Origin of the sequence: Vibrio hangzhouensis (genome assembly GCF_900107935.1) — a bacterium.
GTDB classification, from domain to species: domain Bacteria; phylum Pseudomonadota; class Gammaproteobacteria; order Enterobacterales; family Vibrionaceae; genus Vibrio; species Vibrio hangzhouensis.
In genome coordinates this window covers 1-11,803 of sequence record NZ_FNVG01000050.1, presented here as the reverse complement: position 1 = coordinate 11,803, position 11,803 = coordinate 1, and the positions used below count along the sequence as shown (strand labels likewise).

The 11,803-nt window shown below is 48.3% G+C and carries 8 protein-coding genes and 5 tRNA genes; 6 read left to right on the top strand and 7 right to left on the bottom strand.

The window, feature by feature from the left end; all coding sequences use genetic code 11:
• Window position 1 precedes the first annotated feature (1 nt).
• The 3 genes from C4S60_RS23130 to C4S60_RS23120 all read right to left on the bottom strand — a co-directional run bounded on the left by C4S60_RS23130 (window position 2) and on the right by C4S60_RS23120 (window position 333).
• Window positions 2-78: transfer RNA gene (locus tag C4S60_RS23130), tRNA-Pro, on the bottom strand.
• Between the two features lie 69 nt (window positions 79-147).
• Window positions 148-223 (bottom strand) — tRNA-His (locus tag C4S60_RS23125).
• Window positions 224-256: 33 nt separating this feature from the next.
• Window positions 257-333: transfer RNA gene (locus C4S60_RS23120), tRNA-Arg, on the bottom strand.
• 295 nt (window positions 334-628) lie between these two features.
• Here C4S60_RS23120 and C4S60_RS23115 point away from each other — a divergent pair.
• The gene (locus C4S60_RS23115) at window positions 629-1,042 is read left to right on the top strand and encodes a c-type cytochrome (protein ID WP_103882861.1); all 414 of its coding nucleotides are present in this window, start codon (window positions 629-631) and stop codon (window positions 1,040-1,042) included.
• A 52-nt stretch (window positions 1,043-1,094) separates the two neighbouring features.
• Here C4S60_RS23115 and rep read toward each other — a convergent pair whose 3' ends face one another.
• Window positions 1,095-3,113 carry a DNA helicase Rep gene (gene rep / locus C4S60_RS23110; RefSeq protein ID WP_103882859.1) on the bottom strand — a complete coding sequence of 673 codons (2,019 nt, stop codon included), beginning with the start codon at window positions 3,111-3,113 and terminating at the stop codon, window positions 1,095-1,097.
• A 179-nt stretch (window positions 3,114-3,292) separates the two neighbouring features.
• Here rep and C4S60_RS23105 point away from each other — a divergent pair, with 179 nt between their 5' ends.
• From C4S60_RS23105 to ubiK, 4 genes are all read left to right on the top strand, one after another.
• Window positions 3,293-3,874, top strand: a complete 582-nt coding sequence (locus C4S60_RS23105; protein WP_208623298.1) for a TetR/AcrR family transcriptional regulator — start codon at window positions 3,293-3,295, stop codon at window positions 3,872-3,874.
• 18 nt (window positions 3,875-3,892) lie between these two features.
• Entirely contained in the window at window positions 3,893-4,999 is a 1,107-nt protein-coding gene (locus tag C4S60_RS23100) for an efflux RND transporter periplasmic adaptor subunit (RefSeq protein WP_103882855.1), read from the top strand.
• Between the two features lie 11 nt (window positions 5,000-5,010).
• Window positions 5,011-8,127 carry a multidrug efflux RND transporter permease subunit gene (locus tag C4S60_RS23095; protein ID WP_103882853.1) on the top strand — a complete coding sequence of 1,039 codons (3,117 nt, stop codon included), beginning with the start codon at window positions 5,011-5,013 and terminating at the stop codon, window positions 8,125-8,127.
• Window positions 8,128-8,240: 113 nt separating this feature from the next.
• On the top strand, window positions 8,241-8,492 hold the full coding sequence (gene ubiK, locus C4S60_RS23090) for a ubiquinone biosynthesis accessory factor UbiK (RefSeq protein WP_103882851.1): 252 nt from the start codon (window positions 8,241-8,243) through the stop codon (window positions 8,490-8,492).
• Window positions 8,493-8,600: 108 nt separating this feature from the next.
• Here ubiK and ilvC read toward each other — a convergent pair whose 3' ends face one another.
• The gene (gene ilvC, locus C4S60_RS23085) at window positions 8,601-10,085 is read right to left on the bottom strand and encodes a ketol-acid reductoisomerase (protein WP_103882849.1); all 1,485 of its coding nucleotides are present in this window, start codon (window positions 10,083-10,085) and stop codon (window positions 8,601-8,603) included.
• Window positions 10,086-10,229: 144 nt separating this feature from the next.
• Between ilvC and ilvY the strand changes: the two genes are divergently transcribed.
• A complete protein-coding gene (gene ilvY, locus C4S60_RS23080) occupies window positions 10,230-11,120 on the top strand; it encodes an HTH-type transcriptional activator IlvY (protein ID WP_103882863.1) in 891 nt (296 codons plus the stop codon).
• Window positions 11,121-11,488: 368 nt separating this feature from the next.
• Here ilvY and C4S60_RS23075 read toward each other — a convergent pair.
• Window positions 11,489-11,565, bottom strand: a tRNA-Trp gene (locus tag C4S60_RS23075).
• A 157-nt stretch (window positions 11,566-11,722) separates the two neighbouring features.
• A tRNA-Asp gene (locus C4S60_RS23070) sits at window positions 11,723-11,799 on the bottom strand.
• Window positions 11,800-11,803: the final 4 nt, after the last annotated feature.

Genomic DNA, 11,803 nt, shown 5'->3' with positions numbered 1-11,803 from the left:
GTGGTCGGTGAAGAGGGATTCGAACCCCCGACCCTCTGGTCCCAAACCAGATGCGCTACCAAGCTGCGCTATTCACCGACGAATGTTTTGCTTCGATGTGAACCCGAAAGTTTACTCCAAGCGGGAAGCGAATGCTACCTGAATAAATGGGGTGGCTAACGAGACTTGAACTCGCGACAACCGGAATCACAATCCGGGGCTCTACCAACTGAGCTATAGCCACCATATTTTTTACCATGCCGATTGGTTGTCCGGATGGCACGCCCGAAAGGATTCGAACCTTCGACCTTTGGCTCCGGAGGCCAACGCTCTATCCAGCTGAGCTACGGGCGCATGCCCTATCGGCGGAGTGGAATAATACGTATATCACACTATGTCGTAAAGTACTTTTTCAACTTTTTTTATCGATTGTTGGCTTTTTCAGCATTTAAAGAGAATAAACAAGAGGTTTACGATGTGATTCACCCCGTGAAGCTGAAAACTTGTTGTTTATTGCAACAAGTTAACAGGATATAATCACCCAATGTTTACATTGATTTAACAGCCGTTAGATCAGCAAGCAGAATAAATCGTATAAATGAATAGCAAGCACCGACTTGCTACCTTGTTGGATAGTAAAGTGAGTTTAATGGATATGTCTCGTCGAATCTTAACTGTGTTGTTCGCTGCACTAACTTTTTCTACTGCCTCTTTTGCAGCGGATGTGAGCCAAGAAGAATATGACGCTATCGCAGAGCGTATTAAACCCGTAGGTGATGTTTACCTGGCAGGTAGTGAGCCAGTGGTTGCTGAACCAACGGGCCCACGTGATGGCGCAACAGTTTACAACACCTTCTGTACAGCTTGTCACTCTAGTGGCGTTAGTGGTGCACCGAAAACCGGCAATGCGGGTGATTGGGCATCTCGAATCGCACAGGGTAAAGATGTGCTGGCTGATCACGCGATCAACGGCTTCAACGCCATGCCTGCAAAAGGTTCTTGTATGGACTGTTCAGATCAGGAAATCATTGACGCAATTGAGCACATGATTGCCGGCCTGTAATAGTTATCAAACGCTAAAGAAGAAGGGGCTTACCACTGGTAAGCCCCTTCTTTTATTTCTTGTTGAACATTGCACGAAGATTGGCAATATGTGCCTGGCCTTTTTGCATCCGCTCTTCAGCAGACACGGGCTTTTTCACCTGCTCCCAGTCAACGTCATCGAAAGGCAGTTCATCGAGAAAACGACTGTGTTCAGGCTTGATGAGCTCACCAAACTGTCGACGCTCCTTACAGATAGTAAACGTCAGCTCTTTCTGTGCCCGGGTAATGCCTACGTACATCAGACGTCGCTCCTCTTCGACATTATCCTCATCGATGCTGGTCTGGTGCGGTAATATGCCCTCCTCGGAGCCAATCAGGTAGACGTAAGGAAACTCCAGACCTTTAGATGCATGCAGCGTCATCAGTTGCACCGCGTCACTGTCATCGTCCTCTTCACCGCGCTCCATCATATCTCGAAGGGTCAGACGCTGAACCACTTCTTTCAGCGTCTTTTCTTCTTTATCGTAATTGTCACCTTCCAGGTCGGCGACAATCCACGAATAGAGGTCGGAGACGTTTTTCATGCGCATTTCCGCCGCTTTTGCACTGGATGACGTCTCATATAACCAATCTTCGTAGTTAATGTCGCGCACCAGTGAACGCACCGCCTCAACCGTATTGCCGCGCTCAGCGTTATCCGCAATGGCAACAACCCACTGGGTGAAGCGACGTAAATTTTCAAGACCACGACCGGTTAAGTGCTGCTCCAGCCCCAACTCAAAACTGGCCTCAAACAAACTCTTGCCTCGCATATTGGCATAGCTGCCCAGCTTCTCCAGCGTGGCAGGACCAATTTCACGACGAGGCGTATTCACGATGCGCAGAAAGGCGTTGTCATCATCCGGATTCACCAATACGCGAAGGTAGGCCATAATGTCTTTAATCTCTGCGCGAGCAAAAAACGACGTACCGCCAGAAATCTTGTACGGTACCCGGTTCTGCATCAGCACTTTTTCAATCAATCTGGACTGGTGATTACCGCGATAGAGTATGGCGTAGTGGCGATATTCGGTGCGGTTAACAAATCGGTGGGCAATCAGTTCACCAGTAACACGCTCCGCTTCATGATCTTCGTTCTTCGCCTTAAGGACCTTCAGTTTTTCACCATCCGGTATTTCAGAGAACAGCGATTTCTCAAACACATGCGGGTTGTTGGCGATCAAGATGTTCGCGGCACGCAGAATCCGGCTGGTCGAGCGGTAGTTTTGCTCCAGCATCACCACTTTCAGGCTTGGAAAGTCCTGATTCAGCAACACCAGATTTTGTGGTTTAGCCCCACGCCAAGAGTAAATCGACTGGTCATCATCCCCTACCACAGTAAAGCGAGCGCGTTCGCCCACCAGCAACTTGACCAGCTCATACTGGCTGGTATTGGTGTCCTGATACTCGTCGACCAGAAGATATTGAATTCGCTTTTGCCAGCGGGTACGCACTTCCTGATTGGTCTTCAACAGTAATACCGGCAACGCTATCAGATCATCAAAATCCAGTGCGTTGTATGCCTTCATCTGCACTTGATACATTTGGTAGCAGTGAGCAAAAAGCTGCTCTTGCTCAGAGCGGGCACTACCTTTGACCTGCTCCGGTGAGAGCATGTCATTCTTCCAGTTGGAAATGGCACTCAGAAGTGAGCGCAGCAGATCCTTATCGCCATCAAGCTCTTTTTCCGTGAGCTCTTTCAGCAATGCCATCTGATCCTGATCATCGAACAGGGAGAAGCCCGCTTTCAGGCCCAGCGCTTTGTACTCACGGCGGATGATATTAAGCCCCATCGTATGGAACGTCGAGACCATCAGCCCTTTTGATTCATGTTTGCCTAAGGTTTGTCCTACACGTTCTTTCATTTCACGTGCAGCCTTATTGGTAAAGGTTACCGCAGCAATATTTCTCGCCTTATAACCACAGCTTTGTACCAGATACGCTATCTTATTAGTAATTACGCGGGTCTTACCGGAACCTGCACCTGCCAGGACGAGGCAAGGCCCAGAGACAAATTTCACCGCCATATCTTGCTGCGGGTTTAGCTTCATTAGATGTGCTCACTACTCACGAATTGTAACGCGCACATAATAGACTGCTAATGCGGACAATGCCACGCTCTGTAGGACTTTTTAACTTTTGTAGAAAGGTGATTAAAAATAGGTTGCGTAAATACACCTCTATTGTTTTATAATGAATGAACGTTCATTCACTACGAAGCGGATGGCTAATGACAACGAATAAAACAAGCGATAAACGACTGCAAATCCTTGAAGCTGCCCAAAAAATGGTAGCGGAAGTAGGAATACAGAGCGTCTCAATGCAAAAACTGGCGAACGAAGCCGGGGTAGCTGCTGGCACGATTTATCGGTACTTCGATGACAAAGATCACCTGATGGAAGAGCTTCGCCTTTATGTGGTATCACGAATAGCTAAAGCGGTTCAGATCGGGGTGGATGCGGATAAACCGCTCAAAGAGCAATATCGCACCATGTGGTTAAACATCTGGCGAGTGGCGGCCTCCAACATCGATGCACTGAAAACTCGTGCCCAGTACGATTCCATTCCCTCGAAAAATTGTCAGTCAACCAGGGAACAAGAGCGCAAAATGTTTGCCCAAGTTGACAACCTATTCACCGAAGGAAAGAAACAAGGGGTTTTTAAAGACCTCGATAATGAAATTCTCTCTGGGCTCAGCTTGGAAGCGAGCGTATCACTCGCCCGTAAGCACGCCCTGGGTCTCTATCAACTCGACGACAATGCGCTGGAAGCAGCCATTGAAGCCAGTTGGGATGCAATTATAAAACACTAATGTGGAGTTCTCGTTAGAATGAAAAAGTGGACATTTTTCATGCTACTTATCGCCGTACTGCTGTTTGGCAGCGTGATAGGTTTTAATCTGTTTAAACAACAGAAGATAGCTGAATACTTAGCGAATCGACCGGAGCCAGAGTTCCCGGTGACGGTGACTACCGTAACACCGGTAGACTGGGTGCCTGTGATTGAGGCTATTGGTTTTGTCGAGCCGAACCAAGGTGTGACCCTGACTTCTGAAACCAGCGGTGTGATCAGCAACATCTCATTCGCGTCTGGCTCACAAGTCAATAAAGATCAACTGCTTGTATCCCTTGACTCCGATGTAGAGAAAGCCAACCTGAAGAGTTCCGAAGCTCGTCTGCCTGCGGCCAAAGCGAAATATCTGCGCTATCAGGGTCTTTACAAAAAAGGGTCCATTTCTAAAGAAGCATACGACGAAGCAGAAGCCAGTTATTACTCGCTGTCTGCCGATATTGAAAGCCTGAAAGCACAAATTGACCGTCGTGAAATCAAAGCGCCATTTGCTGGTGTGGTTGGTATTCGTAATGTGTATCTGGGTCAGTACCTTCAGCCAAGCGATGATATCGTTCGTCTTGAAGACACCAGCCTGATGAAACTGCGTTTTACCGTACCTCAGACTGACTTTTCTCGCATCTCTATTGGTCAGGATGTAGATATCTTTGTCGATGCTTATCCCAACCAAGCGTTTAAAGGCTCTATCAGTGCCATTGAACCGGCGGTCAGCATCCAAAGTGGTTTGATTCAGGTTCAGGCTGATATTCCTAACAACGAAGGCAAACTGCGCAGCGGTATGTTTGCGCGTGCAAATATCATCCTACCTAAACTTGAGAACCAGGTAACACTTCCACAAACGGCGATTACATTCACGCTATACGGTGACAATGTTTATGTCGTTGAAGATGTTGATGGTGTGAAACGCGTTAAGCAGCAAGTGGTAAAAGTGGGTGAACGTACTGGCGATATCGCTCATATTCTAGAAGGTGTGAAAGCAGATGATGTCATCGTAACATCTGGTCAGGTTCGTCTAAGTAACGACGTTAAGGTCAAAGTGGTCGAAAGCGATGCTACTGTACCACCGGCTGAGACACCGATGCTGTAATTGGAGGCAAAATGCGTTTTACTGATGTTTTCATAAAACGTCCTGTTCTTGCGGTATCGATCAGCTTTTTGATTGCCCTGCTTGGTCTACAAGCGGTGTTCAAAATGCAGGTGCGTGAATACCCAGAAATGACGAATACGGTTGTCACAGTAACAACCAGCTATTACGGCGCCAGTGCGGACTTAATTCAGGGCTTTATTACTCAGCCTCTGGAACAGGCCGTCGCGCAAGCCGATAATATCGACTACATGACTTCACAGTCTGTGCTTGGTAAATCCACCATCACGGTCAACATGAAGCTGAATACCGATCCGAATGCGGCACTGTCAGATATTCTGGCCAAAACCAACTCGGTTCGTTCCCAGCTTCCAAAAGAATCGGAAGACCCAACGGTCACCATGTCGACGGGTTCGACAACAGCGGTACTGTATATCGGTTTTACCAGTGATGAATTGGCATCCAGCCAGATCACCGACTATCTTGAACGTGTGATCAACCCGCAACTGTTTACCGTCAATGGCGTATCTAAAGTAGATATGTACGGTGGGATGAAGTATGCGCTGCGCGTATGGCTAGATCCGCTGAAAATGGCAGCTCTGAAAATGACGGCAATGGATGTGATGAACGTTCTAAATGCCAACAACTATCAGTCTGCCACAGGCCAGGCAACAGGTGAGTTTGTTCTCTATAACGGCAATGCTGACACCCAGGTTTCCAATACCGACGAGCTAAGAAATCTCGTGGTTAGCTCAAGTGATGGCCAAGTGATTCGTCTGGGTGACATCGCAAAAGTTACGTTAGAAAAGAGCCACGACGTTTACCGCGCTAGCGCCAACGGTCAAGAAGCTGTCGTGGCTGCTATTAACGCAGCCCCAAGTGCCAACCCGATTAACATTGCTGCTGATGTGTTAGCACTCCTTCCTCAACTAGAGAAGAACCTGCCTAGCAACATCAAAATGAACGTGATGTACGACTCGACCGTCGCGATCAATGAATCCATTCAAGAGGTTATCAAAACCATCCTGGAAGCGGCATTGATCGTACTGGTGGTGATCACCTTGTTCCTGGGCTCTTTCCGTGCGGTACTGATCCCTATCGTGACTATCCCGCTGTCGTTGATTGGTGTGGCAATGGTGATGCAGGCGATTGGCTTCTCATGGAACCTGATGACGCTACTGGCCATGGTATTAGCGATCGGTCTGGTGGTGGATGATGCGATCGTGGTTCTGGAGAACGTCGACCGACACATCAAACTTGGTGAGTCGCCATTCCGCGCAGCCATCATTGGTACACGTGAAATTGCCGTACCGGTTATCGCCATGACACTAACACTGGGTGCGGTGTATGCGCCTATCGCCTTGATGGGCGGTATCACCGGCTCACTATTTAAGGAGTTTGCGTTAACGCTTGCGGGCTCGGTATTCGTCTCAGGTATCGTGGCACTGACACTGTCGCCAATGATGTGTTCGAAACTACTCAAAGCCAATGAAGAACCTAGCAAGTTCGAACAAAAAGTCCATCATGCGCTCGATGGAATGACTAACCGCTATGAAAAAATGCTCACAGCGGTGATGCAGCACCGTCCTGTGGTGATTGGGTTTGCGGTCATTGTTTTTGCTACTCTACCTGTGCTGTTTAAGTTCATCCCTAGTGAACTGGCACCATCGGAAGATAAAGGCGTAGTGATGCTAATGGGTACGGGTCCATCGAATGCAAACCTGGATTACCTGCAAAACACCATGAATGATGTGAACAAAATCCTGTCAGATCAGCCAGAAGTGGCGTTCGCTCAGGTGTTCACTGGTGTGCCTAACTCTAACCAGGCATTTGGTATTGCCTCTATGGTGCCTTGGAGTCAACGTGAAGCCAGTCAGGCGGAAGTGAAAAACCGCGTGAGTGCGTTAGTCTCGCAGGTTCCAGGTATGGCAGTGACAGCGTTTGAGATGCCAGAACTACCGGGGGCAGGCTCAGGCCTTCCGATCCAGTTTGTTATCACGACACCGAACAGCTTTGAGAGTCTGTTCACTATCGCAACCGACATCTGGACCGACGTACAACAAAACGCTCAGTTCGTCTATTCAACGCTGGATCTGAACTATGACTCAGCAACGATGAAGATCAATATCGATAAGGACATGGCTGGCGCTTATGGCGTGACCATGCAAGATATTGGTATCACACTCAGTGCAATGATGGCGGATGGCTACGTCAACCGTATCGACCTTAACGGTCGTTCCTATGAGGTGATCCCTCAGGTTGAGCGTAAATACCGTCTAAACCCTGAATCAATGAACATGTATTTTGTTCGCTCGGATGATGGACAGGCAATCCCACTGGGCAGCCTTATCTCGATTGATGTGGTGGCAGAGCCTCGCTCGCTTCCTCACTTCAACCAGTTGAACTCAGCTACCGTCGGTGCAGTACCATCACCAGGCGTAGCGATGGGTGATGCCATTGCATGGTTTGAATCAACTGCGGAGAACAAACTGCCAAGTGGCTACAATCATGATTACATGGGTGAAGCTCGTCAGTACGTGACTGAAGGTAGTGCGCTCTACGCTACTTTTGGCTTGGCATTGGCGATCATCTTCCTGGTTCTGGCCATCCAGTTTGAGTCCATTAAAGACCCGTTCGTTATCATGGTCTCGGTACCACTAGCGATTTGTGGTGCGCTGATCGCGCTGGCTTGGGGTGCAGCAACCATGAACATCTATTCACAGGTGGGTTTGATTACCCTGGTCGGTCTGATCACCAAACACGGTATCCTTATCTGTGAAGTGGCAAAAGAAGAGCAACTGAATCATAAGAAGAGCCGAATGGAAGCGGTTATGGAAGCAGCGAAAGTTCGTCTTCGCCCTATCCTGATGACAACTGCGGCTATGATTGCTGGTCTGATTCCACTGATGTATGCCACTGGTGCCGGTGCGGCTCAGCGCTTTAGTATCGGTATCGTAATCGTTGCGGGTCTGGCAATCGGTACGCTATTTACGCTGTTTGTGCTTCCGGTAATTTATACTTACCTGGCAGAGAAACATAAACCACTACCCGTATTTGTTGAAGACAAAGACCTAGAGAAGATAGCTCGAGTTGAAGCCGCGTCAGCAGCTTGCCGAGAAAATCGCTCTTAAGGTGATTGCTAACTAGAAAAAGGCCACATTGTGGCCTTTTTTATTAGCCCAAATAACGACTTTCTTGAACGGATTACATAGAATAAGAAGTATCACTTAAGGAGTTACCAGACATGTTTGACCCAAAGAAACTTGAACAGATTGCTAAGCAAATTCACGACTCTATGCCTCAACCAGTGAAAGAGCTTGGTGCGGATGTTGATCAGAAGGTACGCCAAGTCATTCAAGGCCAATTGAATAAACTTGACGTGGTGAGCCGTGAAGAGTTTGACGTGCAAACTCAAGTACTGCTTCGTACTCGTCAAAAGCTCACGGAGATGGAGCAAAAGCTTGCAGAACTTGAAGCAAAGCTTGCTGACAAATAGCAGCAATGCATTTCGATTTATCGCTTAGATAAAAAAGGGGGCTTACCAACTGGTAGCCCCCTTTTGCTATGTTGTGTTTACTTTATTATTTTTGGTTGGTCGGTCGGCTTAGCCGCCTACAGCGATGCGCTTCATGTCTGTCATGTAGCCACGTAGCTCTTCACCGATGTACTCAACTGGGTGGTTGCGGATAGCGCTGTTCACTTCGATTAGCTTGCCGTTATCTACCTGGTTAGATGTCTCACCCAGACCCTTACCAATAACATCCGTACCTACTGATGGCATAAACTTCTCACGAAGCAGTGGTGTCGCTACATTAGCGAATAGGTAGTTACCGTACTCAGCCGTGTCAGAGATTACTACGTTCATTTCATATAGACGCTTACGTGCGATCGTGTTAGCAATCAGTGGCAGCTCGTGTAGAGACTCGTAATATGCAGACTCATCGATGATGCCAGACGCTGTCATGGCTTCGAACGCTAGCTCAACACCGGCGCGAACCATAGCGACCATTAGGATACCGTTGTCGAAGTACTCTTGCTCAGAGATTTCAACGTCAGAAGCTGGGTAGTTTTCAAATGCCGTTTCAGCCGTCTCAGCACGCCAGCCTAGAAGGTTCACATCGTCATTCGCCCAGTCAGCCATCATAGTGCTTGAGAACTCACCCTGAATGATGTCATCCATGTGCTTGTTGTAAAGAGGACGCATTAGGTCTTTTAGCTCTTCAGACAAGTCAAATGCTTTCACTTTTGCCGGGTTAGACAGGCGGTCCATCATGTGTGTGATGCCACCGAATTTCAGTGCTTCAGTGATCGTTTCCCAACCGAACTGAAGCAGTTTACCCGCGTAGCTTGGATCGATACCGTCAGCGATCATCTTCTCGTAGCATACGATTGAGCCCGCTTGTAGCATACCGCAAAGGATTGTTTGCTCACCCATTAGGTCAGACTTAACCTCAGCAACGAATGAAGACTCTAGAACACCTGCGCGGTGACCACCAGTTGCTGCAGCCCATGCTTTCGCGATTTCCAGACCATCACCTTGAGGATCGTTCTCTGGGTGAACAGCGATAAGCGTAGGAACACCAAAGCCACGCTTATATTCTTCGCGAACTTCCGTACCTGGACACTTAGGCGCCACCATTACAACCGTCAGATCTTTACGGATTTGCATGCCTTCTTCAACGATGTTGAAACCGTGAGAGTAACCCAGTGATGCGCCTTGTTTCATTAGCGGCATTACTGTCTCTACAACGTTAGTGTGCTGTTTGTCTGGAGTTAGGTTAACCACAAGATCTGCTTGAGGGATTAGGTCTTCGTAGCTACCTACGACAAAGCCGTTGTCTTTCGCGTTTTTGAACGATTGGCGTTGCTCGTCGATCGCTGCCTGACGCAGAGCGTAAGACACGTCCAGGCCAGAATCACGCATGTTCAGACCCTGGTTTAGGCCTTGAGCACCACAACCGACAATCACTACCTTCTTACCTTTTAGATAATCCGCTTCTGAAGCAAATTCAGAACGGTCCATAAAACGACAACGACCTAGTTGGTCTAATTGCTCACGCAAGTTAAGAGTATTGAAATAGTTAGCCATAGTGGGCTCTCCTGTTGAAATCTGTCCATAACGTCGATGGTTATCATCGAATGACTTCATACTAAAGCAGAGTTTGAGTTGCTTAAAGTGATATATTCACAATTTGTTGTTGCAATTAATGCAACTACCGATATCTTTAGTGTTATGAATATTAAAAGCCTTCAAGCTTTTATCCACCTTTGTGAGAGTAAAAGCTTCAGTAAAACCGCCACCGCCATGCACATCAGTGCATCGGCGTTGAGTCGCCAAATTCAGAAACTTGAGCAGGATACCCATCAAAACCTGTTTCTCAGAGATAACCGTTCCGTCGAACTTACTCCGGCTGGCAAGAAGCTCCTTCCGGTAGCCGTCAATATTGTCAGCGAATGGCAGCAGTTTCAGTCTGACAGTCAACACGGTGAGCATGAGCTTAGAGGCAAACTGAGACTGTTTTGCTCAGTGACTGCAAGCTACAGCCATCTACCTGAGCTGCTTGCTGAATTTCGGCTACTCTACCCCTATATCGAGTTTGAGCTCTCTACCGGCGACCCCGCACAAGCGATTGATAAGGTAATGAGTGACGAAACTGACATCGCCATCTCGGCGCTACCTGAACTTTTACCCGCGCGACTGGAATTCGAACCGATCAGCGAAATACCGCTATCGGTCATTGCTCCTGCGGGCGTAAGCAGCTTTGGAACAGAGCTGGCCGAGAGCATGCCTGACTGGAGCAAAATTCCATTCATTGTGCCAGAAGCAGGGACTGCCAGAGAGAGGGCTAATGGCTGGTTTAAGAAAATGCGGATTAAGCCCAATATCTATGCCCAGGTGTCAGGCCACGAGGCCATTGTCAGTATGGTAGCACTTGGCTGTGGTGTTGGTATTGCTCCCGAAGTGGTCATCGTAAACAGCCCGGTCAGAGACAAAATCCAACGTCTGAAACTGGAGCCCATAAAACCTTTTAAGTTGGGTGTGGTTTGTAAGCGGTCAAACCTGGACAATCCACTGCTTTCCGCATTTTGGAAAGTGGCTGAGAAGGTTTATATACTGCCTTAACAAGGCTGACTGCCATTATAGGAAACGAAAAAGGCCCCGACCTAAGTCAGAGCCTTTGAATATGGCAGGGGTGGATTGGGCCGGCATTCCGGAGATTCGATGGGAATTGCCGCCAAGCGGGATGGCGAGCAAGGGGGATGCCTAGTTATCCCAACATTGCTTCGCAGAAGCAACAGACGTAAAAAAGCCCCAGCATTTCTGCTGAGGCTTAGTATATGGCAGGGGGGACTGGGCCGGCATTCCGGAGATTCGATGGGAATTGCCGCCAAGCGGACTGGCAATTCAGGGAGACGCCCAATTATCCCAACACATCGCTTTGAAAAAGCGAAAACAAAAAAGGCTCCGACCTAAGTCAGAGCCTTTGAATATGGCAGGGGTGGAGAGATTCGAACTCCCAACACGCGGATTTGGAATCCGCTGCTCTGCCAATTGGAGCTACACCCCTAAAGTGATATCTAATCTATGTTATTTAATGATTTAAATCAACACGTTAGATTCAAAAAAGCCTAGTCTTTCGACTAGGCTTCTTAATAACTGGCGGAATGGCCGGGCTTGCGTACAAGCGGGACTCATTCGACCGAAGGTCGAAACCTTCAAATAAGTGGCGGAGTGGACGGGACTCGAACCCGCGACCCCCGGCGTGACAGGCCGGTATTCTAACCAACTGAACTACCACTCCGCAG